This window comes from Candidatus Micrarchaeota archaeon (assembly GCA_028866575.1).
Classification (GTDB): domain Archaea; phylum Micrarchaeota; class Micrarchaeia; order Micrarchaeales; family Micrarchaeaceae; genus UBA12276.
On sequence record JAGWHU010000004.1, the window covers coordinates 69,879 to 91,789 of the forward strand.

Sequence of the window (21,911 nt, forward strand, 5' to 3'; positions counted from 1 at the left end):
GATATCATATCAAGAATTCATCGAACCTGCTCCTTTTCTTGAGCTCCATTTTCAGATCCCTGTCAAGCAGTTGCTTTGCCTCATTCTTGTCGAAATTGCCAAGGAGCCAGCCCAGCTTCACCAATGCAACTTCGGGGAGCATGTCCTCGCAATACACGACACCCAATCTGCTGATCAGCCTCAAATTCGTGTAAACGTTCGCGTTGACCCGCCCGTAAAGGCACTGCGACGTCATTCCCACTATGACGCCCTTTCCTATGGCATTCTTTATGTGGCCAAGCCAGAGTAGCTTCTCGTGCACGGTAGATGCAGGAACATGTCCCAAGCCCGTGCCCTCTATTATGATGCCCTTGTATCCCTTGCCAACGTAGAAGTCTATTATTTCCGGGTCGGAATTCGGGTAGCTCTTTATGAGCGCTACCTTGCTTTCGAACTTCAATTCGGCGCTTACCTTTATGCGCTTGTCCACCATTTTGTTGTAAGTGTTGTTGTACTCTATCCCCAGATCCTTGCTCACGTAAGCTAACGGCCTGTCGTTCATGGACCTGAACGCATCCCTTCTTGACGTATGCATCTTCCTTGCCCTGGTTCCGCGTATGAAGGCGCATTTGTTGTCGGAACTCGTAGCATGCATGCATATGCCAACCTCAGCTATGTCAGACTTCGCGGCTATCTGAACAGCGCTTGCCAGGTTGAAGAACGCGTCGCTCGAGCCCCTGTCGCTGCTTCTCTGCGCTCCGGTCACAACGACCGGTGCATTGAGGTCGTGCAGCATGAACGCCAAGGCAGATGCTGTGTAATGCATCGTATCCGTTCCCATAGTAACTACAACGCCGCGTGAGCCGCCGTTCAGCGCCTTTTCAACTTCCTTTGCCATTGCCTGCCATTCCAGGTAAGACATGTCCTCGCTTGCTATGCTGAAAAGGTGCTTCACTTCGACGTTGGCTATGTCTGACAATTCAGGGACTTCGTAGAGCAGTTCGGACGGCTCTATTAGCATATGGACGCCTCCGGTCTTGTAGTCTATCTTGCTGCCTATGGTCCCTCCGGTGTAAATCAGCGTGACCTTCGGAAGGCCCTTCCTGACGCTCACATCCCTTTTGGGAAATACGAGCTTCGTTCCAGCGCCAATCCTCTTTATCTTAGCGCCTTTCGAGTAGTCTATCCCTATGTTGTAGCCGTTGTCCAGCTTCACTATTATCGAATCGGGGCTGCCTGCCTCCGTGCTGGGCATGAGCTCACCTTCCACATCCAAATTGTCGGAGCTGACGGATATCCTGTCGCCGGTTTCTATTCTGTTCGCCTTGAATAACTTCAGCAGCTCATCGGAATACACTCACACACCCGTTGCATACAACACATTTGCAGATGCAGAATTTATAAGCACATTGTGCATGGAGCCCATCTGCATTTCATTTTCATCCTTTGCGATTACGATCTGCTTGTAGCTTTCGTTCCTGCCGTTGAACGATTTATCGTTGCGCTCCGTTATTATTACATCAAGTTTTTTGCCTATAAACCTATCGTTTAGCTCGTGCTGCACAGATCTCACTACGCGCGACAGCCTGTTGCTTCTGCTGTTTATCGTCTCGCGCGTGTTCTGGACCATTTTCGATGCCAATGCATGCGGCCTTGCGCCGAATCTTGACATGTTGGTAACATCTGGTTTTGTCCTCTTAACGAAGGATAACGTTTCCCCGAACCTGCTCTCTGTTTCTGTGGGAAATCCAGCTATTACGTCCGTTTCTATGGTTATGCCTGGTATCCTGCTTCTTAGCTCCTTCACGTAATTGTCGAATTCCTCTACCGTATAAGATCGTTTCATGTCCTTGAGCACGCCGTTGCTCCCTGATTCTATGGGTATGTGCACGAACTTGTAGAACTTGCTTCCTTTAAGCGCATCGGCAAACGCGTCGAAGTGCCTGTGCAGATGCTCGGGGTTCAGCATGCCTACTCTTACTTTGAAATCGCCATCCATGTCGGAAATCCTTCCCATAAGCTCCGCTATGCTGGTTCCTCTGTCCATTCCGTATGCGCCCATGTCCTGCGATGTGAGCTGTATCTCCTTGGCTCCCATATTCGAGCTGTTCTCTATTGCCTTGAGTATCAGCTTTTCGGAAAAGCTGTTCAGGCGCCCCCTTGCGAACTTGGTCTCGCAGAAGGAGCATGCGCTAAGGCAGCCATCACTTATGCCTATCATCGCAATCACGCTGTTAGAAGGTTCATAGAGCATTAGCCTGTCGTTCCTGCTATACGAGTTGAGTATTGCCTTCGAGCCGTTTGCAGCTACCGAGCCTATGCTCCCTATGTTCGGCGTGGTCACTATGCTTGCATCTGGGGCGTATTTCTCTATGAGATTTTGGTTTGCGCCGGCCATGCATCCTGTCACGACTAAGCGCTTCCCCGAGCCGCTGAGCCTGTTGAGCTTGTAGAGTATCTTCTGCGAGGTGGCGCTCTTAACCGTGCATGTGTTTACTACAACAACGTCCGCCGCGGCCTCGCTGCCCACAAGCTCAACACCGCTTTTTTCAAGCACCGAGGATATTATCCTGCTGTCTGCCTGGTTCAGCGTGCAGCCATAGGTCTTCACGTAAGCCTTCATCATCTCTACCAATACGGATTAACTAATAAGAATATAACAATTCTTATATATCATTATCCTAATAAACCCTTATGACTAAAGCCGTGGTACGTTTGCCTACGTTTGTGGATATAGAAACGCCTTATTCTGCAAGGACACCCAAGGGTGTCATCAAAAACATCAGGTATACGAGGGCGTGCGTGAGGGACAGCATACTGAGGGGGGAAATACCGTTCGCTTCGCACATTTTTTACACGCAATCTGGCATACTTGACGACAACTCCCCCGCTGAAAGGCAGAAAGGCATAATGGCCGGAAAGATGATGATAGAGAGGCTAAATGCCACAACTGTAGTTTATACCGATCTTGGCATGTCGAAAGGCATGGAATTGGGAATAGAGATGGCCAAGAAAAGCAGGCGCAGAATTGAATACAGAAGCTTGGGAAAGGGATGGGAAAAGAAATTCCTGAGAAATGAGAAAAACCATTCCCAAAACGGCATATGGTAAATGCCGGACAGGGAATTGCAAAGTTTTAGAGAAAGGCTTTTAATCTCTCATAACAGATAGTCTAGGTTACAAGGTGCATTTATGACATTTCTATGCGAAAGGTGCAAGAGCGAGATATACAAGTACGAAGCGTGCAGCTACTGCAGCAAGAAGATATGCAACAACTGCATCAAGAGCTCGATGCGGGTCCAGAAGACGACAAGGCTGGTGATATGCAAGGACTGCTGGGGAAACACGAAGAAGAGGAACGCATTCAAGAACAGGAGAAAGGAGGTAAAGAGCATAGAGGCCCATGAATGATCGTTCATGATAGTGACTTTTTATGCTGGACATAAAATCCAGGGAGCACGAGATACTCGGGTATTGGGCGGAGCACAGGGTAGATGAAAAAGTAAGGCAAAAAAACTCAAAGGGCAAAAAGTTCTACTTCCTCGACGGGCCCCCCTACGTGACCGGGGAGCTGGGTGCGCACCACATATGGGTCGAGACGATAAAGGATATTGTCCTTAGGTACAAGAGATACCGTGGCCTGCATGTGCACGACAGGGCGGGATTCGACGTGCATGGGCTTCCAATAGAGGTGAAGGTCGAAAAGCTCCTGAATGTGAACTCAAAATCCGACATAGAAAGCAGGCTCGGCGTCGAGAAGTTCGTGATGGCGTGCAAGGACTATGCAAAAGAGCAATCGAAGGGCGCGATATCCACATACCTGAGGTTCGGATCGTCGCTCGACTTCAACAGCGTCTACATGCCCTACGAGAATTACTACATCAGCAAGGGATGGGGGATATTCAAGGAGATTAGTAGGAAAGGGCTGCTGTACAAGGATCTTACTCCTTTGGCATACTGCCCGAAGGACGAAACTGTACTGTCAGCTCAAGGGCCGGAGGTGGAATACGAGGACGAGACCGATGCGTCAATATTCGTTAGGTTCAAGGTGGATGTCAAGAGGAGCAGGAAGGCGAAGATCAGGCTTCCCGACAACACGTACCTGCTTGTATGGACTACAACTCCATGGACATTGCCATCAAACGTCGCGATAGCTGTGAATCCCAAGGAATTATATGTCGTCATGAGGTCCGGGGCAACGCACTACATAATGGCAAAGGAGAGGCTTGATGCGTTTGTGGAGCAGGCGAACATCAATGCGGTGCTGAACGCTGAATTTTACGGCAGCGAGCTTGAGGGCATATACTTCACCAGCCCGCTGGAGAACGAGGTGCCAAAGCAGAAGGAGCTCGCGGAATACCACAGGGTGATACTGAGCGAGAGCTTCGTTAACGTCAAAGAAGGCACGGGCGTCCTCCATGTCGCGCCAGGCCACGGGCCTGAGGACTACAAGCTGGGGAAGCAACACCGCATGCCTACGTTCTCGCCAATAGACCAGCATGCGAGGTACACTGAAGACGCTGGCACATTCAAGGGGCTGAAGGTGCCTGGCGAGGCGAACGCCGCTGTGCTTGAAAAGCTGAGGGAAAGCAAGGACCTTCTCCTTCAGGGGACAGTGAGGCACAGCTATCCCCACTGCTGGAGGTGCCACAGCAAGCTGATATACCGCGCAACAGAGCAGTGGTTCGTTAGCGTGCAGAAGATGAAGAAGAAAATGCTAAGGGCAAACTCAAGGATAGTATGGCATCCAAGCGCCGCATCGGAATGGTTTGCCGACGCGGTAGAAAGCTCCCCCGACTGGTGCGTTTCGAGGCAGAGGTACTGGGGCGCCCCGATCCCGATATGGGTGTGCGATTCCTGCAAGGAAATGGAGGTGCTCGGCTCATCGACGGAGCTGAAGCAGCGCGCAGGGCTGGAAAAGGAGCTGTTCGACCTGCACAAGCCCTATGTCGACAAGGTCACCTTCAGCTGCAGGAAGTGCAGCGGAACCATGTCAAGGGTGCCTGATATATTCGACGTATGGTATGATTCGGGTATATCCCATACGGCAAGCCTTACTGACGCGGAATTCGACAGGCTGTTCCCAGCTGACTGGATAACCGAGAGCAGGGACCAGATAAGGGGGTGGTTCAGCGTGCTGCTCAGGACCAGCATAGCAGTATACGGCAGGGCGTCCTTCAAGCGAGTAAACATAGGCGGCATGATAAAGGACGAGCTGGGGCAGGAGATGCACAGGCACCTCGGCAACACAATATCGGGCAACGAGCTTCTGGACATAGTATCTGCCGACGGGTTCAGGCTCTGGTGCTCAAGCCATCCCAGGTGGCTGGAGCTCAAGCTCAAGAGGGACGAGCTGACCGAGGCCGACAGGAACATAATGACACTCTACAACATAGCGGAGCTGGTCAAGGAGTTCGCCATCCTTTCAGGCAACGACACTAGGAAGCAGAGGAAGCCCTCATTGGCCAGGATGCAAAAGGAGGAGCGATGGATAGTATCGAGGCTAAACACCCTAATAGGCTACGCAACAGCAAACCTCGATGAGTACCACGTCGACGATGCTGTGAAAGAGATAAGGGAATTCGTGCTGGAGGATTTCAGCAGGTTCTACCTCAAATTCGCCAAGCAGAGGGCAGAGCTTGCGGGGAAGGCGGAGCTCAGGAGGCTATCGGTAGTAACCGCATACGTGCTCAGGCAGACGCTCATACTTTCATCCATAATAATGCCGTTCGCGTGCGAATACATATACAAAGAGCTGTTCAGCGCAGATAACAGGAGCATATTCATGGAAAAATGGCCGAGGCAGTCCGCGGCGCTAGTGGACAGCGACCTGGAATCCGACTTCAAGGTCCTGAAGGACGCATCCAAGGCAATACTCTACCTGAGGGAGCAGCGGAACTCGAAGCTCAGGTGGCCGGTAAGGGAATCTGTAATAGAGACGAACGACGATGCGGCTATAGCGTCGCTTGAGAGGATGTCCAACCTTCTGGGCATGTACACCAACTCCAAATCCATAAGGATAGTCAAGGGCACCGCATCCTCCAAGGAGATAAGGCCCATATTCAACAGGCTGGGCCCTGAGTTCAAGGGGCATGCGCAGGCGATAGCTGATGAGCTGAGGAAGCAGGACGCAGGCATCGTCGAGAAGTCAGTCGAGGAGAGCGGCTACTACAGGCTGCACACCGGCGAGGGCGCATTCGACATAAAGCCGGAGCAGTTTACAATAATAGAGCGCGCCTCAAAGGGAAGCGGGATAACTGCAAAGGCCGGCAACGCCGAGCTGTACGTGGATGTCGATACGGAAATGTCCGAGGAGCTGAAGGAGGAGCTTGTAACGCGCGAGGTGATAAGGAGGATACAGATGATGAGGAAGGAGAGCGGCCTCACCAGGCTTGACAGAATAAGCGTATACGCGAGCGCCGATGCAACAGTGAGCAGGGTGCTTGAGAGGAACATGGGCACCATCAAAAAGATAGTCAAGGCAAAAGCCGTAAAAATAAACGCCGGATTCCCGAAAGACGCACCAAGCATGTCGGTGGAGGTGCTCGGGGCAAGGATAAGCCTTGCAATAGCAAGGTGACTGGCGCGCCCAGGCATTCTACCTTATCACTAATTAATTTGTTCAGTCCATAATAACACAGGACCTTCTGGTGTTTTGCAATGGAATCCGATGTCGAATCGTACAGCGGCGACAGCTCCTACAGGTACGTGGACAGGCTGATAAAGGGGAGCGGCTCCGAGCTAATGATTATATCCCCGTACATAAGCGGCTACTACGCGAGACTGCTCGTCAAGAGGGCAGGCAGCGTGCAGGTCCGGATAATAACTTCGGAAAGCTCCATCGGGAAGAACAAAAAGCTCCTGGGCAGGCACCTCTCAAGCGGCATAGGCGCGTACATGAAGGCGCTTGCATTCGTGCTCCTGCTCGATTTCATATCAGCATATCTGGCTTTCGGCTATACGACCGCAATACTGAGCGCGATAGTGGTGATACTTGCCCTGGCTACTTACATGAAGCATGCGAAAACGGAATCGAATCTTCTTGTAAAGGTTCCCAAGGGCAGGTTCATACACGAGAAGATGTACATAAACGGCGATACGGCGATAATAGGAAGCGCGAACCTCACCTATAGCGGAATGCACAGGAACATAGAGCACATAGAAGTGATAAGGGAGCCTTCAAGGATAGGCGAGCTGAGGGGCCATTTTGAGTCTCTTTGGGGCAAAATTAACTAGTAAATATTCATTTACAACGCTCAAAAACCGCTAGCGAAAGCTTTTTAGAGCTTTATTGGCAAGTTTATTATTAATTAAGGTAGGGAAATTAGGAAAACAGTGAGATATGTGGGATCACAAATCAGTGATAAAGGGAAGCTTTATTCAAACAAGGGTAGAGTTATCTTTGTATCAAGTCCAGACGGTTGCCCAAGGGTAAATCTTACTAATACAAGCAAAAATGCAAAATTCAGAGATGATTTCTCAAAGGGATTAAAGGTATCAAAGTCTTTTGCTAAAATGATATTCAAGTAATCAATTTTCAGGCTTTAATCCTCTTATATCAGTTTTATACTTCTTTCGTTCTTTCTTTATCCTACCTGTTTCTTCGTAATCTATTTTGGGTGGGTAATTTAATTTATATTCTTTTATTAGTATTTCTTCTTGTATCGAATAAACGTTATCAAAACTTCTAAAACAGAATTCACCCAAAAGTAATGAGGTTATTATTACCGTTCTATTGATTGTTCCAATATTCATCAATGCGAAGTTTTCAATTGCGGTCTCTAAATCACCATCATTAAATATTGGTAAATATAAAAGAATTCCTTTAGGGTTAATTGTGTCATCGATTAACAAATATTTATTAATCTGAAATGGTGTATTACTGACTATATCTCTTAACACTTTTTCTCTATTAATCTTAAATTGTTTACCGTTTACTATATCTTCAAATATAGCTGCAATATACCTGATCGGTAAATAATTCATTGATATTGTAATTCTTTTTATAGCTCCTCTTTCTTTTAACCTATAATATGAATATTGCGATCTACCTTTATCAAAACCATATATGTTATCTATTTCTGTGAAATCAATCTTTCCATTCTTCCTTAATTCTTTTAAAACTGCGTACTCTCTTGAAAGTAATTCACTTTTAATATAATCTATAAACTCGTTTCGGATTGGTATATATCCGTAATCTTCAAAAACAGGGGCAGCGTTCCAAGTTGCACGATAATCAAATTTTTCTCTTAGTTCGATTAAAAGAAAACTTATTTCTTCTATACTCTTTGCAAGAGCATACATCATCAAATCAAAATCTCCTTTTGTCAAAAAGGCTAGCTGAATTCTTACATCATTAATCAATACACTTTTTAGTTCTTCTGTTTTAGGAAATTCATCTAAAAACTTTACAGTTATAAGAAATTGAATATACCCTAATTTTGTTATATCAATTTCTGCCATATACTTTATTCCATATTTTTTTTCTAGTTTTTTGACCTGCAAAGATACTGCGGTCTCTTTAATACCCACCATTCTTCCGAGTACAGACATAGATATTCTTCCATTCATGCTAAGTGCAGTAAGTAAAGTAGATTCGTGTTTGTATCTTTTCACATCCTTTGTTACATTTTCTAAAGTTTTTTGACCTGCATCTAAAATCGGTTGTTCCATCAACGACTCTGTAGCAATCTGCTGTGAAATGTTCCTTGGTTTTCTTTTTTTTGCTGGTATGAATTGCCCCTTATTTGTTATCCTGCCCAAGTAAGATGTCACCTTTATGGGCTTCCTCTTTTCCTTGCTCCACCTGCTTGTCGACTGGTAGGCAAAGAAGTATTTCTTGATGTGTTTTATTTCGACATACTTTCCATTGGCCCTTTTTAGCTTCAGGAATGTTGATTTTACCTTAGCTGGCAGTGTTATCATATGGATTACCTATTGGTTAATTAAATATAAATAATTTGCTATGTTTGCTGTGCTGTATAGGAAAATATATGGATTAATATATGGGTTATATATCTTGATTTAGTTGATTATAGGATATTATTCCAAAAATATGAATAATTGGCTGACATTGGCACCTATCTAACATGGACACGCATATATACCTCAAAATGTAAATTCCTATCAAATTGGTTGTTGGATGCAAAATCCCAAAAAACCCAATAACACAATTTTTACAGAAATAAATCCCAATCCCAACCAAAATCATCCAATACGCATGGCTTTTTGCCGTGCGTCTTTTTCTACTTAAATTGTCTAGATTTGTGTGCTAGTGGATACCCTGCACATTTCCGGAAATCATAGTGTAACGCTAAGGTGTGTGGATGGCTAACAACAATACCGGTTTTAGGGGCAACGGCCGTGCCAAGTTCAAGCGCATGGAAGGCAAATCCTACAATTTCTACCTTGTGCACCCTCCACAAGATGCCGATGCAAACCTTCTCGCGAGGCAGCTGATGAGCATAAAGAACGTAGAGGAGGTCTTTGTCACGGACGGGGATTACGGCTTCGTTGTCAAGGCTCGGAATGGTGTTGGCGAGCCTGACGATGCATGCGAATACATTTCAAGGAAGCTGGGCTGCGGCCTTGTCAAAGCTACAAGCCACTACCAGTACAGGAAATGGCCGGGTCATACCGTTTTGGTACCGTAATAAACGTGGATTTTCAAAAAGGCTTTTATATAGGGTACCAGAAAACGTATTGGAGAGATTTAGTGGTAGTGAAAGAGAGGAGCACATTGCCTAAAGGATTCGACGTAAAAGATAGGAAGTTCCTTGAAATGCTGAGGGATGACCGCAGGCTTTCAATCATTGTCGATTCTTCGGAAATCGTGCACAGGTGCGAGGCGCTGTACGAGGAGGCTCCAGAGCCCGTCCAGAACCTAATACGCGGCATAAAGGAAAGCACAGAGGGCGATTTCGGATCCCAGTCCGAGCGCATAAGGAACATGTTCGAAAAGACCATGAATATAAAACTGGACGCCGACGAACTTGACAAGCTTACTACAGTGGCTACGGTGGAATTGATACTATTGAGCCCGATACCCTTGATGTTCCTGAAGAGCAAGGGCGAGCAGCGGGGCTTGCACGGAAACGAATGGGAAAATGTTTCCAAATGGATGGAAAAGCACATGTCAGCTGCAGCAAGGAATCTCGTATTGATGTACGAATACTACCCTACTGATGAAATACGCGACAGGATAGAGGAGCTCGACGAGGCGGTCCGGAGCGTAGGCGTCAGGCAGAGGGTCTTGGATGTCATAGGGATGAATGAAGACATATCAAGAAGGATAATAAAAAACGACATAAACCGGATTAACCAGCCAGGCAACGATTCCAAGAAACACAAGTTAAATGTCGAGTATTTCCTTGAAGTGATGAGGAAATCAAAGATTGAGGTGCGCATAAATTCCGACATCAACCCATACGGCGACAAGACAAAAGAAATAACCAGCTAGCGGCGCAGATCATAGCACCCTGCACCCTGTTTTCGTTACTATTACATCATCCTCTATCCTGACTCCGCCAAATCCCACAACGTATATTCCTGGCTCGTTGCTTACTACCATGTTCGCCTTCAGCCTCTCCTTCGAATTGGCGTACAATCCAGGTCCTGGATCGTGCACGTCTATGCCTATCGCATGCCCCAGCGAATGTATGAACCTGCCTTTGTACCTGCCTTTCAGCGCTCCGTCTATGTATTCGGCAACGCTGTTGTGCGCCCTGCTGCCCATTACCCCGTCTTTTATTATTCCGCACGCGATCCTCTGCGACTCCTTTACTATTCCGTACATCTCAAGGAACTTCCTGTACTTCCCGGATTTTTTGTCGGGCCTGAATACGAAAGTCCTCGTTATGTCGGAGCAGTAGTTGTTGTACTTCGCCCCAGCATCGACAAGGACTATGCAGTTCTTCCTTAGCCTTGTCCCGTTGGGCATGTGGTGCGGCAGCGCCGCATTCCTGTCGAATGCCACTATGGTGCTGAACGCTGCGCCGGATGCGCCCAGCTTCATCATCGTGAAATCCAAAATACCGGCGAATTCCCTCTCTGTAATGCCCTCCCTGAGCGATTTTTTCGCCTCTTCTATGGCGCGCTTCACTATCCTGTTAGCCTCCGTTATGTTTTTTAGCTCGCTGGCGTCCTTCACGGATCTCGCCTCGTAGAACGCATGCGACACATCGGTTATCCTTCCAGGCCCAAGCTTTTTCAGGTTCATGTATGATTTGTATGGCAAGAAGGATCCGTTTATTCCTATGCTCTTCGATTTTACGTGTCTTTTTATGATGCCAGCAAGCTGCGCCCTGCTCTCAATCATGACGACCTGCATCTCCCTCGGCCTCTGCTCAATCGCAGTCTCGTATTCCAGCCTTGATACCGGAAGAACCATGCCCTTCCTTGTCACTATCAGCACCGTGCCCTCGAATACCCCGCTTGTGAATCCGGTCAGGTAGCTGAAATTGCTGTCCTGCCTGTCTGTGTTGGTTATTATTATCGCGTCGGCATCAGTCTTGCCGAAGATGCCCCTTATCCTGCCAGCCACGCTCCTCATTAAATGCACGTTAATCATTGTCAGGATAGTTTTAACTATTTTTATCGCCAAGCAATATAGGTGGAATCCTGGACAGGAACGCTATAATATCGGAATTGAGCGGCGAATACCCCAACGTGAAGAGGTCAGACGTGGTATACAGGCACATGAGGGATCCTGCACTGCTCAGGTATTACTACAGGGTGAAGATGCTCCCGATGACGAGCAAGACCGAAATCGTGGGCAGCTCGCCAACCGATCTTTTCATAGGCAGGTTCGGGTACCCGTACGTGAACATAGGCCCGCTTGTCCCTCCGGAATTCGGCGACACCACGATACTAAGCACCCCCGAGCGGTGGCGCACCATGGGCATAGAAGACATAGTCAGCATGCGCTCCAGGCTCGTGAGGGGACTGCACAGGACGAAGGTGCAGAACGTGGAGCACGGGAAAGTCGAGGAGCTTGTCAGGGACCTTGCATTGGCTGAGCGGCCCGCCGAGGCCGAGGTGTCGTTCACAAGCAAGCCATACGTCAAGCTAACCCTTAAGGACGAGGTCGAGCCCTTCGGCCCCAGCGCCAGGATCAGGAAATTCGACCTGTACAACATGCGCGCCGAGAGGAAGGTAGAGCGCCTTTACGGCGATACCGATGCGCCCTCAAAGACCGCAATGATAGAATTGTACGACAAGGGCATACCCGTATCTAAGATACAGCGGGGCCTTTCGGCGGGGCTCTTCGGGCTCAAGACAAGGCGCAGGTTCGTACCAACGCGCTGGAGCATAACAGCAGTCGACGACACCCTCTCGAAGAACAACCTCGATGAGGTGAAGGGTTATGAGCCCGTTGATTCGATACATGCGTATTTCAACAACGCGCTTGACAACAGGTGGCTGATTTTCCTAATACCGGGAAACTGGCAGTACGAGTCCATAGAGGCATGGTACCCGAAAACTGTGTGGAACGAGGACGGAGTCAACATATCAATATTCGGATCGTACGAGGGCTACACAGGAAGGAAGACTTATGCGGAGATAGGCGGCTGCTACTATTCCGGAAGGCTTGCCATAACCGAGAAGCTCCAGCTCCTGAAAAGGCAGGCGGTCGCGCTCATATTGAGGGAGGTGCATGACGGCTACATAATGCCAGTGGGCGTGTGGAACGTCAGGGAGCACGTGAGGGAAACCCTCCAGGCCGAGCCGCTGATCCTGCATTCCATGAAGGAGATGTCCGAATGCATAAAATCCAGGCTCGACATAAGGGTGAACGACTGGATCCTGAACAGCGTCATACTCAAGGACGCGCTGAGGCAGAGGCGCATGAGCGACTACAGGCCGAGCGCGCAGGCTGTCACGTGATTACCGATAATATCTTGCTCCTGGAATTGCGCCCTTTTGCTATCCTTATGGATGATTTTGGCACGCCAAGGTATTCCGACAATATCTCTATCAATCGCGCGTTGGCCCTCCCATGCCTCGCCTGCGCATCTACTTTTACCCTATAGGAATTGCCCCCAGTCCTTGAAACAGATGCCGTTTTTGAATTTGCGGTTACCTCAACGGCTATCTCCATGGCTCCGACCGCATCTCATTTAACGTTTGCGACTATGCCGTCTATTATCCCGTTAACGCCTATGCCCCCTGTTGACCTTACCACTATCCTGTGGCTCAGCACCGGCTTCGCAAGGTACTTTATGTCGTCAATGCTCACCTCGCTCCTGCCCTCTATGAGCGCCTTCGCCTTGGAGCACCTCATGAAAGCTATCTCGGCCCTTGGGCTTCCCCCCATGACTATGTGCATGTCCGTCCTTGTGGTGTTAACAAGCCTTGTTATGTACTCTATGTCCTCGTCCGATATATTTATCCTGTCCACGTCCTTCTGCATCTGCAGTATCTCCTCTATCTTCAGGACCTTCTCCGTCTTTACATCCGATTCATGCTCCTTCAGCCTCAGCATCTGCACCTCCTCCTCGCTCGTCGGGTAGCTCACCGCTATCCTCATGAGGAACCTGTCGGCAAGCACCTTGGGCAGCGCCACCGTTCCCTCTATGTTTAGAGGGTTCTGCGTCGCAAAGGCTATGAAAGGGTTCATCAGCTTCATGGTCTGCGCTCCGGGTATGGTCACCTGCCTCTCCTCCAGCGCCTCAAGGAAACCTGCCATGGTCCTTGCAGGAGCCCTGTTCAGCTCGTCCATGAGGAGTATGTTGGTGAATATGGGGCCCTTCTTCACCTTGACCTCGTGCTCGGCCTCGTCGAAATAGGTGAGCCCTATTATGTCCCTCATGTCAAGGTCCGGGGTGCCCTGTATCCTGGCGAAATCCGCATCTATTGCATCGGACAGCGCCTTGGTCATCTGCGTCTTCGCCACTCCCGGAACGCCCTCAAGAAGGCAGTGGCCGTTTGCCACTATGCCTATGAACATCAGCTCTATTATGTCGGTTTTGCCAGCTATGTGCTTCTTTACCTCGCTTAGAACCTTACCGAATGCCTTGCTTGCGTCCATCAAACAAACCCGCTAGTATGTACTGCTTAGTATATAAGCATTAAATATTTAACTGGTTGTATATATAAGGGGCAAAGTGGTCTTATGGAAGTAAAGGAAACTAAGATAGTGTCTATTGATGACGTTATACGCATACTGGAGGGCGGCAAGGGCGCCGAGCTCACGTACGAGCAGCAGCTTGCGCTCCAGCACGCGAAGAAGTTCGCGGCCTCCAAGGCCAAGAACGAGAAGATGAGGAAGGAGCTCGTGGCAGTGGGAGACCTGAGCGAGAGGAGCATAGTGAAGATACTTGACATACTGCCGAAGAACAACATGACGCTGAGGCAGATACTTGCTCAGGAGAGGAAGTCTTTTTCTGACGAGGAAGTGTCAAAGATACTTGCGATAACCAAGGAGAGTGGCTAGTGTTCCGATGCATTTTCTAGATGGTGTGGGAATATGGAATCAGAGGAGCGAAGGGAGGAATACGCATACGTGCTTGACTTCATGGTCAGCGGCAAGTCCTTCTCAAACAAGCCGGAGCCGCTCACCCAGCTGATGGGCGAGGAGCGCTTCACGATCCTGGAGGCAACGATCAAGCCCGGGGCCTCGCTGGGCCTGGGCGAGCGCGTGTACATAGGGAGGGAGGAGCGCGACAAGATCCTGCTCATAAAGTCGAGGATAAGCTACGACGAGCTGACGCAAACGGCCAAGAACGAGCTGCCCAACGTTGTGACAAGGATAGTCGCGTCAAACGAGAAGAGGTTCGTGGAGGTATTCAACAATGCGGGGCCGCTGAACATAAGGCAGCACTCCCTTGAGCTGCTTCCTGGCATAGGCAAGAAGCACCTTGAGGCCATAATAAAGGCAAGGAACGAGAAGAAGTTCGAGAGCTTCAAGGACATAATGGACAGGGTACAGCTGCTGCAGAACCCATCAAGGCTGATTACTGACAGGATAATAGCCGAGCTGATGGGGAATGAGCGCTTCTACATGTTCACGAAACCTTACAGGAAGAGAGAGGGATTCGAGCGTTATTGAAACCCGAACCCGTTACGTAAAAACATAAAAACAAAAAAACAATTCAGGCGGAACGCCTCAGGTTGCTCAAGTCCTTATCCGGGAAATGCAGCACCTTGTCCACCCTTTTGTGCACAGCCTCAAGCACATCGGCGGCATTTCTCTTGCCGAACAGTGTGCCATCCTTGCGCAGCCTTTTTACAGCGTAAAACATATATTCGGAAACCTTCGGAAGCCCCATGTTTATCGTAGCAACTACTGCGTTCTTCGCGGTTTCTGTCTTGTAATAAGGTGCGGGATCCGGGCTGTTCATTATGTTGCACAGCGCAGAAGCGAAATCCTTTATCTTGCTTGACATGTAAACTGACATCGCCTTTTCCTTCAAATCGTTTTCTATGTGCCTGAGTCCCTCGATAACCGTACCGTTGGTCGAATCGACAGAATTCAATCTGGACAATTTAACCAGGGTAACGTCCAATTCCCTGTTGAAATGGGCCTGCCCCCTCCTGTCCAACTCCATAGTTGTATTCATAGAGTCACCAGCATATCATCTAAACTAGTGTTTAGCAGATATATATACCTTTACATCCATATGGCAATCGTCGGACTACTCCAATCTATCCTCCTGAACCCGAGAATCAGAATGCGCATGTTACATCTTCTTGAGGTGCAGAGCCGGAACCACCAGCTTCCTCTTCGCCCTGAAGACGTTCAGCTCAACAACATAGCCGTTGCCGCGCCTTTCTATGACTTTGCCTATCTTGCCCCTGTACCTGGGATGTGGTATGTTCTTGAAGTTGCCCTTCGGCACTATAGCCACCTTGTCTCCTTCCTTGAAGCTCTTTATCGTCTCGCTGATGCTGAGCCTTGAGGGCTTGTGGTGCCTTGCAAGGTGCCTTGTCCTTCCAGAGAATAAACCCTGCGATCTTCTTGTCATGAAATCATTCGACAAATAGTAATAGAATATCATATATAAACCTATTTAAATGTGTATGTGGAAGTATTATCATAAAATACAAAAGTGCGTTCAATGGCGAAGCATTCAAACCAGATATACCCTCCGCACAGGAGAGTCATACTAAAACCTACTTACAAGGTCCAGAACATAGTAACTAAGGCTGAGCTGAACGTGGACCTCGACCTTTACGGGCTTGCAAAGCTTTCCCACGACGTTGACTACGAGCCGGAGCAGTTCCCAGGAGCTATATTCAAGGTGCACGACCCGAAGGCTGCGCTGCTGCTGTTCAAGAACGGCAAGATAATATGCACCGGCGCCAAGACCACTGCCGATGTCAAGAGGGCAATAGACAAGGCTGTCGAGCTTGTCAACAGGTACATAGCGAGCAAGGGAAGGTAGCTACAAATCAAGCTTCGCCAGCCAGTCTGCAACAACCCTTGCGGTTTCCTTCTCCTTTTTCCAAAATCCGTGGTTTGCCCCTTTTATTACCGAATGGCTGAACCCCTGTGCACCTGAATTCCTTTCAAGTATTTCCATGTATTCCTTTACCGGCTTTGCGGCGAATTGCTCCTTGCTTCCGAATATTGCAAGCACAGGTTGCCTTATGCTTCCGAATTCCCTTAGCCTTGGGAGATCATAGTTGAATATCCTGCTCTCAACAAACTTGAGATCGGAGAAGCTAAGAAACCTGTGCGTCCCGAAAGGCCTTCTTATGTAATTCCTTGGCATTATGGAGTATTTGTCATTCCTGTATAGCCTTTTCGCTGCGCTTACTGCGCCACCAAACCTTCCCCCGAGGTCTCTTTTCTGCATGTTGTAATCATCAGCAGGCGCGAGGAGAACAATGCCCTTCACCTTTCTGTCCTTCTCCTTGTATTGGTAATATACCGCTTTCTGGCAGCCGGTGCTGTGCCCTGCGAGTATTATCCGCCTTGAGCCTAACACGCCGGCAAGCCTTATCGCGCCGCCAATGTCATATATGCATTCCTCAAACCTTTCGAATCCTCCCCCTGTGATCGTGCCTTTGTACTTCCTTCCTTTTTTTCTTGTCCGTGTTTCAACGGTGTAGCTGCCACGCTGCTCTATAGCAAGGAAATCGTAGCCTATTTTTGGCAGCGAATCAGCAAGCGCCTTGATCAGTCCGCTGCTGTAGAATGTTCCCTCAAGCCCGTGCAGGTAAATGAGAGTTTTCCCTCTTTTTCTTCCAGGCCTTGCAAGGAAACCGTGCAGCTTCAGGCCGTCCTTTGTCACAAAAGATACTATTTCCCCTTTCATTCCCTCGTAGCGTATTGGCGCTCAGAATATAAAAAGTACCACTTGTGTTCTTGTGTAAACCGGCCAATCAGAAAGCTTTAAATACCTGTACATTAAAACAAACTAGACGCATTTTTTATGCGTATTCTGTAAAACCCTATTCTCATCCACCCAGGCGTATGCTAACGCATACGCCTCAATTTCTTTTTAATCAGAAAACGGGCAAAGGCAGCGGGCTTGCTACTTCTGCTTCTGCGCGAAAACCAGATAAGCTGTGTGCCATACCCCCTTTGTTGAGGGCCTTGTCCCCTCCTCCCTTACGAGCATGTCCCTGACGATTACCTCAATTGTGTATATGTTCCTGAATTTGTACCTGTTCAGCGCGGCCACGAAATCCCTTACCTGCTCAGTGTGCGGAAGGTAGCCGCATATGTACCCGTCGGGCTTCAGGGCCTTGTGCGCGTTCCTTACCGCTTTGTTTGAATTCGGCATGTCAAGTGTAACAAGGTCCACGTCTTTCTCGGTTACGGTTTTCATGAAGTCCTTGTTCTTTATGATCAGGTTGTCAAGGCCTTCCCCGCTCCTGTTCCTTTCTGCAATCCTTATGAAATCCTCCCTTGTCTCGTAGCTCGTCACCTTCCTGCATATCCTTGCCAATGAGACTGCAAGCCATCCGCTCCCGGTGCCAGCATCAAGGCATTCGCTGCCCTTGCCTATTCCTGTATAGGCGATTATCATGCCTATGTCCTTTGGCAGTATCACCTGCGGCCCCCTCTTCAGCCTCTTGTAAGCTTCGGGAATGAACATGCGCAGCACTACTCCTGCTTTTTTGCCTTACTGGATCTTTTCCGCTTTGTTGCGGGCTTCGCCTTGCTCTGCCCTGGCTTCCTCGGCCTTGCCGCTCTCTTGGCCTTGGCTTCCTTGGCTTTGGCGTCCTTTCCTGCAGCCGCTTCCTTGCCTGCGCTTGCAGTCGCATTTGACTTGAGCTCCCTTGCCGTGACGGCAGCGGGCTCCTTCCCCTCCTTCTTCAGTTTCTTTTCCCTCCATTTCTGCTTGGTTATGCATTCGGGATCAAGGTCCATCTCGAAGACGCCCCTGCCCTTCCTTATCACCTTCACTATCGGCGTATGGCAGTGCTCGCACATCTTTCCTGCAGGCACTACAAGCGCGTTCTGTGGTATCGAATATGTGTTGGTGCAGTCGGGGTAGTTCGCGCACGCCACGAACTGCTTGCCTGCCCTGGATCTTTTTATGACGAGGTCCCCACCGTCCTTTATGCACTTGCCGAGGGTCACCTGGCTCTCCACGAGCCCCTCCTGCATGGCCTTGCCTATCTTCTCCTTGTTGTTGTCGAAAAGCCTGAGCGCCTCCAGCAGCATCTCCTTGCCCTCCTCTATAACCTCCTCCGGCCTCTTTTTTCCCAGGGATATCTGCTCCATGTCTCCCTCAAGCTTTTTCGTAGTTTCCTCGTTGACTATCATGTTCGAATTCTCGTCAAGCGCCCTGTACACGCTCATGCCGAAGCTTGTAACCTTTATCGCTGAGCCCTCTATGTAGCCCCTCCTGAAAAGCGTGTCTATTATCGCTGCCCTGGTGGCCTTGGTCCCGAGCGTCCTCTTCTCAAGCTCTGCTATGAGCCCGGCCTTGCCGTAGCGCCTTGGCGGCTCTGTCTTGAGCTCCTGCATGTACGCCTTTGCAACATCTGCCTTCGAGCCCTTGCTGAACCCCGGCAGCGTCTTCTCCTTAACTGAGGCGTATGTGTAAAATTCCATCCATCCCCTTTCTATTATCCTGGTGCCGTTCGCCACGTATTTCTCGCTGCCTATTGCTACCGTGACCTTCATCTTGGCTATCTTAGCGTAAGGCGCGAAGCATGCCAGGAACCTCTTCGCTATGAGGTCGTAGAGCTTACCCTCAACGTCGTTGAGGCTCTTAGGGATTATCCCCGTTGGGTATATCGCCGGGTGCGCCTCGTCGCTCTTCATGCCCTCGTTCGGCCTGAACCTCCTCTCGCTTATGAGCCTCTTCGCAAGCGCCTCGTATTTCGGGTTCTTCGCAAGCTCCCCTATTATCCTCGGAAGCCCGAGCGTAGGCGGCAGCTTCTGCGACGATGTCCTGGGATATGATATGTATGCGCGCTCGTAGAGCGACTGCGCCGTAGCAAGCGTTGATGATGGATCCAGCCTCAGAGTCCTGCTCGCCTCGAGCTGCAATGCCGTCAGGTCAAACGGCGGATAGGGCCTTGACATGTTCTCCGCGGATTCCACGCCTTCCACCACGGCATTATCCTTGCCAGCCTCGGTGCCCTTCAGCGCCGCTTCGGCCGCCTTCTTGTCGAATATGTCCCCCCTAGTGTTCGAGAACTCTATCCCGCTTATCAGCGCCAGCACGTTCCAGTATGGCTTTGAAACGAATTTCGATATCTCGATCTCGCGCCTTGCCAGCAGCGCCAGGGTCGGCCCCTGCACCCTGCCTATGCTCAGCGGCCTCATGAACTTCGTGCCGACGAGCGCGCTGGTGAGGGCCCTGCTCAGGTTGATGCCCCATAGCCAGTCCAGCATGTGCCTCACCTCCCCTGCATGGAAGTTGTCCAGGTCGAGCGGCATAAGGTTCTCATAAGCGTTCTTCAGGTCAGGTATCGTAGTGGTTGAGAACTTCATCCTGCGGGCCTTGCCGCGCACGTCTATCCCTAGGAATTTTATTATGTTGGTGCCTATCACGGTTCCCTCTATGTCGAAGTCGCATGCGTTTATGCAGCTGTCGCTCTTCTGCGCAAGCATGCGGAACACGTCGAGGTACTTCTTGGTGTAATACGCCTTCTTGTCCACTTCGTAAGATGCGGCCCATTCAACGTCAAGGACCGGGTACCCGCGCCTGTCGTCCTTCTGCCTTATGGTGAATATGTGGCCGACAGCCGCAGCCACGTATATCCTGCCACTGGGCGAATCTATCTCGTAGTAGTTAACGCCGTTGACGTTGAGCCTCTTCTGGGCGTTGTTGCCGAGTGCTATCGCCACCCTGAGCGCAACGCTTGGTTTCTCCGCTATTATGAGTGTATTCATGAAGGATCACGAATCCGCCTTGCTGATTTAAGTAAAACAATCGTCTACAAAAGATATAAGGCTTTGCAATGGATCGGCGCAATCAGCTGTACTTGCCCCTCCTCTTCCTCTTGGGCCTCGTTTCTGGGGCTGCCTTGCCCGGCTTTGCGGTGGATATCAGCCACGCGTTGTAGAATCCGAAGAGTATCGCTATCGCAACTGCAACGTAGAAAAGCATCCCGCCACCAGAACTTATAAATATGGCAATAGCCAAAATAGCAAGTATTACCGTTATCAGAGAAGTTGCAAATTCCTTTGTCAGCCTTTCCAAAACAACCACGTGATGCTGTGAATATATACTTGGTCATATTTTTAACACTTGTTGCGGCGCTGATTACATCATACTGCCAGCTCCTATTCAAGAGGGGCCTCAGCAAAAAACTAAACAGCATAATGGACATACTCAATACGCTGCGCAACAGGTACATAATCATAGGTCTCGGGGGGTACGTTCTGAGCTTCACGCTTTACCTGATAGCCCTTTCTGGGTCGCAGCTCTCCATAGTGTTCCCGGTATTCGCGAGCTCCTTCATATTCGTCACGATAATATCTGCCATAAGCCTCAAGGAGAGGGTGAGCATGCCCAGGATAATCGGAATACTGCTGATATTCCTGGGGATAGTGATGGTTACCATAACCGCGTAGTGTTTGCCATGAAGGAGGGAAAAAGCATAAACCTGATGATGATCATTGCCGCAACGCTTCTTGGCGGGATAGGGCAGTTCCTGTTCAAGTACGCGTTCACGGACAACAGCCTAATACTTACGCTGCTTGCAGGGATCGCGGTTTACGCGCTGTCAACCGCATTGTACTTCTACGTGCTCAGCAGGGTGCACCTGAGCTGGGCCTACGGACTGAACGGGATAACTTACATACTTGCAGTAGTGCTCGCGGCCACGGTGCTCTCCGAGAAGGTGCCGCTGCTCAGGTGGGGCGGCGTGCTGGTCATAGCTATAGGCGTCATATTCGTGAGCATAAGCTGAAGCGACACAGCTGCAATTAAAACTGCGGATTCGCCTACGGCACCGCATTGCAAAAAGGATAAATATCTTGACAAGCGAAAAAATACTGGAATTATAGATGGTTTGATGGCAACAAAGGACTTTAATGCAGGGGACATTGCGAACGGGAAGGCCAAAGTTACTTGGACCACGATAGCGCGTATGAAGAAATTACCGAGCATGTACGAGGGGAAGAGCGTCTCTGTCGAAGCGGTAATGAACGGCAGCCCAATACAGGTAAACAACCACTTCATCTACTTTGACGCCAGGGACGTGTCAAGGGAAAACGGGGTGCAGGCCGTAAAGGTCGAAGTGCAGCGCGCCAGCGTGAGCGGCTCAGCCTTTGAAATGGCAAAGACCCTAACAACAAACAGCGTGATAAGGATATACGGGAAGTTCAGGGCCCCGGTTGGCGACTACGGCATACCCGTAATAGAATGCACCGGCATGGCAAGGATAGATGCCGCTGGCAAGAACACGTTTGAATACGGCAGCGCGCTCAGGAAAGGGCGCGCCAACAGCCCCTACTACAGGGAAATAATCTGGTATTAAGAATAAAGAGGGGAGAAAAAAGTGCCAAGCTGCGCTCT

Annotated in this window: 25 protein-coding genes; 13 read left to right on the forward strand and 12 right to left on the reverse strand. The window is 49.5% G+C overall.

Annotation, left to right across the window (positions count from 1 at the left end; translation table 11 throughout):
- Positions 1–4: 4 nt before the first annotated feature.
- Both gatD and KGI06_03275 read right to left on the reverse strand, forming a co-directional pair.
- The gene (gene gatD, locus KGI06_03270) at positions 5–1,294 is read right to left on the reverse strand and encodes a Glu-tRNA(Gln) amidotransferase subunit GatD (protein MDE1871233.1); all 1,290 of its coding nucleotides are present in this window, start codon (positions 1,292–1,294) and stop codon (positions 5–7) included.
- A 42-nt stretch (positions 1,295–1,336) separates the two neighbouring features.
- On the reverse strand, positions 1,337–2,605 hold the full coding sequence (locus KGI06_03275) for a tRNA (N(6)-L-threonylcarbamoyladenosine(37)-C(2))-methylthiotransferase (GenBank protein ID MDE1871234.1): 1,269 nt from the start codon (positions 2,603–2,605) through the stop codon (positions 1,337–1,339).
- Positions 2,606–2,673: 68 nt separating this feature from the next.
- Here KGI06_03275 and KGI06_03280 point away from each other — a divergent pair, with 68 nt between their 5' ends.
- From KGI06_03280 to KGI06_03295, 4 genes are all read left to right on the forward strand, one after another.
- Positions 2,674–3,090, forward strand: coding sequence for a hypothetical protein (locus KGI06_03280; GenBank protein ID MDE1871235.1), 417 nt, complete (start codon positions 2,674–2,676; stop codon positions 3,088–3,090).
- 81 nt (positions 3,091–3,171) lie between these two features.
- Positions 3,172–3,390, forward strand: coding sequence for a hypothetical protein (locus KGI06_03285; GenBank protein MDE1871236.1), 219 nt, complete (start codon positions 3,172–3,174; stop codon positions 3,388–3,390).
- Between the two features lie 22 nt (positions 3,391–3,412).
- Entirely contained in the window at positions 3,413–6,559 is a 3,147-nt protein-coding gene (locus tag KGI06_03290; GenBank protein ID MDE1871237.1) for an isoleucine--tRNA ligase, read from the forward strand.
- A gap of 80 nt (positions 6,560–6,639) precedes the next feature.
- Positions 6,640–7,215, forward strand: coding sequence for a hypothetical protein (locus KGI06_03295; GenBank protein MDE1871238.1), 576 nt, complete (start codon positions 6,640–6,642; stop codon positions 7,213–7,215).
- Positions 7,216–7,509: 294 nt separating this feature from the next.
- On the opposite strand, the gene KGI06_03300 is transcribed toward KGI06_03295, so the two are convergent.
- The gene (locus tag KGI06_03300) at positions 7,510–8,904 is read right to left on the reverse strand and encodes an Lrp/AsnC family transcriptional regulator (protein MDE1871239.1); all 1,395 of its coding nucleotides are present in this window, start codon (positions 8,902–8,904) and stop codon (positions 7,510–7,512) included.
- 401 nt (positions 8,905–9,305) lie between these two features.
- On the opposite strand from KGI06_03300, the gene KGI06_03305 reads away from it, so the two are divergent.
- Both KGI06_03305 and KGI06_03310 read left to right on the forward strand, forming a co-directional pair.
- Positions 9,306–9,632 (forward strand): Lrp/AsnC family transcriptional regulator, encoded by a 327-nt coding sequence (locus KGI06_03305; GenBank protein MDE1871240.1) that lies wholly within the window; start codon positions 9,306–9,308, stop codon positions 9,630–9,632.
- Between the two features lie 62 nt (positions 9,633–9,694).
- On the forward strand, positions 9,695–10,438 hold the full coding sequence (locus tag KGI06_03310) for a hypothetical protein (protein MDE1871241.1): 744 nt from the start codon (positions 9,695–9,697) through the stop codon (positions 10,436–10,438).
- 9 nt (positions 10,439–10,447) lie between these two features.
- On the opposite strand, the gene KGI06_03315 is transcribed toward KGI06_03310, so the two are convergent.
- Entirely contained in the window at positions 10,448–11,530 is a 1,083-nt protein-coding gene (locus KGI06_03315; GenBank protein MDE1871242.1) for an aminopeptidase P family protein, read from the reverse strand.
- Between the two features lie 95 nt (positions 11,531–11,625).
- Between KGI06_03315 and KGI06_03320 the strand changes: the two genes are divergently transcribed.
- On the forward strand, positions 11,626–12,864 hold the full coding sequence (locus KGI06_03320; GenBank protein ID MDE1871243.1) for a hypothetical protein: 1,239 nt from the start codon (positions 11,626–11,628) through the stop codon (positions 12,862–12,864).
- Here the strand turns inward: KGI06_03320 and KGI06_03325 are convergent.
- Both KGI06_03325 and KGI06_03330 read right to left on the reverse strand, forming a co-directional pair.
- Entirely contained in the window at positions 12,857–13,078 is a 222-nt protein-coding gene (locus tag KGI06_03325; protein MDE1871244.1) for a DUF167 domain-containing protein, read from the reverse strand. The two genes, KGI06_03320 and KGI06_03325, sit on opposite strands and share 8 nt — an antisense overlap.
- A 15-nt stretch (positions 13,079–13,093) precedes the next feature.
- Complete coding sequence (locus tag KGI06_03330) at positions 13,094–14,008, reverse strand: MoxR family ATPase (protein MDE1871245.1); 915 nt, start codon at positions 14,006–14,008, stop codon at positions 13,094–13,096.
- Between the two features lie 84 nt (positions 14,009–14,092).
- Between KGI06_03330 and KGI06_03335 the strand changes: the two genes are divergently transcribed.
- Together KGI06_03335 and KGI06_03340 are read left to right on the forward strand one after the other, a co-directional pair.
- Entirely contained in the window at positions 14,093–14,413 is a 321-nt protein-coding gene (locus KGI06_03335; protein MDE1871246.1) for a hypothetical protein, read from the forward strand.
- A 33-nt stretch (positions 14,414–14,446) separates the two neighbouring features.
- Positions 14,447–15,028 carry a DUF655 domain-containing protein gene (locus KGI06_03340; GenBank protein ID MDE1871247.1) on the forward strand — a complete coding sequence of 194 codons (582 nt, stop codon included), beginning with the start codon at positions 14,447–14,449 and terminating at the stop codon, positions 15,026–15,028.
- 43 nt (positions 15,029–15,071) lie between these two features.
- On the opposite strand, the gene KGI06_03345 is transcribed toward KGI06_03340, so the two are convergent.
- Together KGI06_03345 and KGI06_03350 are read right to left on the reverse strand one after the other, a co-directional pair.
- Entirely contained in the window at positions 15,072–15,539 is a 468-nt protein-coding gene (locus KGI06_03345) for a hypothetical protein (protein ID MDE1871248.1), read from the reverse strand.
- Between the two features lie 120 nt (positions 15,540–15,659).
- Positions 15,660–15,944 (reverse strand): 50S ribosomal protein L21e, encoded by a 285-nt coding sequence (locus KGI06_03350; protein MDE1871249.1) that lies wholly within the window; start codon positions 15,942–15,944, stop codon positions 15,660–15,662.
- A gap of 93 nt (positions 15,945–16,037) precedes the next feature.
- On the opposite strand from KGI06_03350, the gene KGI06_03355 reads away from it, so the two are divergent.
- On the forward strand, positions 16,038–16,364 hold the full coding sequence (locus KGI06_03355; GenBank protein MDE1871250.1) for a hypothetical protein: 327 nt from the start codon (positions 16,038–16,040) through the stop codon (positions 16,362–16,364).
- Here KGI06_03355 and KGI06_03360 read toward each other — a convergent pair whose 3' ends face one another.
- The 4 genes from KGI06_03360 to KGI06_03375 all read right to left on the reverse strand — a co-directional run bounded on the left by KGI06_03360 (position 16,365) and on the right by KGI06_03375 (position 20,591).
- Complete coding sequence (locus KGI06_03360; protein ID MDE1871251.1) at positions 16,365–17,240, reverse strand: alpha/beta fold hydrolase; 876 nt, start codon at positions 17,238–17,240, stop codon at positions 16,365–16,367.
- Positions 17,241–17,459: 219 nt separating this feature from the next.
- Entirely contained in the window at positions 17,460–18,026 is a 567-nt protein-coding gene (locus KGI06_03365; protein ID MDE1871252.1) for a methyltransferase domain-containing protein, read from the reverse strand.
- Between the two features lie 8 nt (positions 18,027–18,034).
- Positions 18,035–20,281 (reverse strand): DNA topoisomerase I, encoded by a 2,247-nt coding sequence (gene topA, locus KGI06_03370; protein MDE1871253.1) that lies wholly within the window; start codon positions 20,279–20,281, stop codon positions 18,035–18,037.
- A gap of 82 nt (positions 20,282–20,363) precedes the next feature.
- The gene (locus KGI06_03375) at positions 20,364–20,591 is read right to left on the reverse strand and encodes a hypothetical protein (protein MDE1871254.1); all 228 of its coding nucleotides are present in this window, start codon (positions 20,589–20,591) and stop codon (positions 20,364–20,366) included.
- Positions 20,592–20,608: 17 nt separating this feature from the next.
- Between KGI06_03375 and KGI06_03380 the strand changes: the two genes are divergently transcribed.
- The 3 genes from KGI06_03380 to KGI06_03390 all read left to right on the forward strand — a co-directional run bounded on the left by KGI06_03380 (position 20,609) and on the right by KGI06_03390 (position 21,873).
- Positions 20,609–20,965 (forward strand): EamA family transporter, encoded by a 357-nt coding sequence (locus KGI06_03380; GenBank protein MDE1871255.1) that lies wholly within the window; start codon positions 20,609–20,611, stop codon positions 20,963–20,965.
- A gap of 8 nt (positions 20,966–20,973) precedes the next feature.
- Positions 20,974–21,303, forward strand: a complete 330-nt coding sequence (locus KGI06_03385; protein MDE1871256.1) for a hypothetical protein — start codon at positions 20,974–20,976, stop codon at positions 21,301–21,303.
- Positions 21,304–21,408: 105 nt separating this feature from the next.
- A complete protein-coding gene (locus KGI06_03390; protein ID MDE1871257.1) occupies positions 21,409–21,873 on the forward strand; it encodes a hypothetical protein in 465 nt (154 codons plus the stop codon).
- Positions 21,874–21,911: the final 38 nt, after the last annotated feature.

Excerpts from the sequence above, each read along its gene's own strand:
- KGI06_03275 (MDE1871234.1), bottom strand. The coding sequence starts at position 2,605 with ATGATGAAGGCTTACGTGAAGACCTATGGCTGCACGCTGAACCAGGCA.
- KGI06_03280 (MDE1871235.1), top strand. The coding sequence starts at position 2,674 with ATGACTAAAGCCGTGGTACGTTTGCCTACGTTTGTGGATATAGAAACG.
- KGI06_03285 (MDE1871236.1), top strand. The coding sequence starts at position 3,172 with ATGACATTTCTATGCGAAAGGTGCAAGAGCGAGATATACAAGTACGAA.
- KGI06_03290 (MDE1871237.1), top strand. The coding sequence starts at position 3,413 with ATGCTGGACATAAAATCCAGGGAGCACGAGATACTCGGGTATTGGGCG.
- KGI06_03295 (MDE1871238.1), top strand. The coding sequence starts at position 6,640 with ATGGAATCCGATGTCGAATCGTACAGCGGCGACAGCTCCTACAGGTAC.
- KGI06_03300 (MDE1871239.1), bottom strand. The coding sequence starts at position 8,904 with ATGATAACACTGCCAGCTAAGGTAAAATCAACATTCCTGAAGCTAAAA.
- KGI06_03305 (MDE1871240.1), top strand. The coding sequence starts at position 9,306 with ATGGCTAACAACAATACCGGTTTTAGGGGCAACGGCCGTGCCAAGTTC.
- KGI06_03315 (MDE1871242.1), bottom strand. The coding sequence starts at position 11,530 with ATGAGGAGCGTGGCTGGCAGGATAAGGGGCATCTTCGGCAAGACTGAT.
- KGI06_03325 (MDE1871244.1), bottom strand. The coding sequence starts at position 13,078 with ATGGAGATAGCCGTTGAGGTAACCGCAAATTCAAAAACGGCATCTGTT.
- KGI06_03330 (MDE1871245.1), bottom strand. The coding sequence starts at position 14,008 with ATGGACGCAAGCAAGGCATTCGGTAAGGTTCTAAGCGAGGTAAAGAAG.
- KGI06_03335 (MDE1871246.1), top strand. The coding sequence starts at position 14,093 with ATGGAAGTAAAGGAAACTAAGATAGTGTCTATTGATGACGTTATACGC.
- KGI06_03340 (MDE1871247.1), top strand. The coding sequence starts at position 14,447 with ATGGAATCAGAGGAGCGAAGGGAGGAATACGCATACGTGCTTGACTTC.
- KGI06_03345 (MDE1871248.1), bottom strand. The coding sequence starts at position 15,539 with ATGAATACAACTATGGAGTTGGACAGGAGGGGGCAGGCCCATTTCAAC.
- KGI06_03350 (MDE1871249.1), bottom strand. The coding sequence starts at position 15,944 with ATGACAAGAAGATCGCAGGGTTTATTCTCTGGAAGGACAAGGCACCTT.
- KGI06_03355 (MDE1871250.1), top strand. The coding sequence starts at position 16,038 with ATGGCGAAGCATTCAAACCAGATATACCCTCCGCACAGGAGAGTCATA.
- KGI06_03360 (MDE1871251.1), bottom strand. The coding sequence starts at position 17,240 with ATGAAAGGGGAAATAGTATCTTTTGTGACAAAGGACGGCCTGAAGCTG.
- KGI06_03365 (MDE1871252.1), bottom strand. The coding sequence starts at position 18,026 with ATGTTCATTCCCGAAGCTTACAAGAGGCTGAAGAGGGGGCCGCAGGTG.
- topA (MDE1871253.1), bottom strand. The coding sequence starts at position 20,281 with ATGAATACACTCATAATAGCGGAGAAACCAAGCGTTGCGCTCAGGGTG.
- KGI06_03385 (MDE1871256.1), top strand. The coding sequence starts at position 20,974 with ATGAAGGAGGGAAAAAGCATAAACCTGATGATGATCATTGCCGCAACG.
- KGI06_03390 (MDE1871257.1), top strand. The coding sequence starts at position 21,409 with ATGGCAACAAAGGACTTTAATGCAGGGGACATTGCGAACGGGAAGGCC.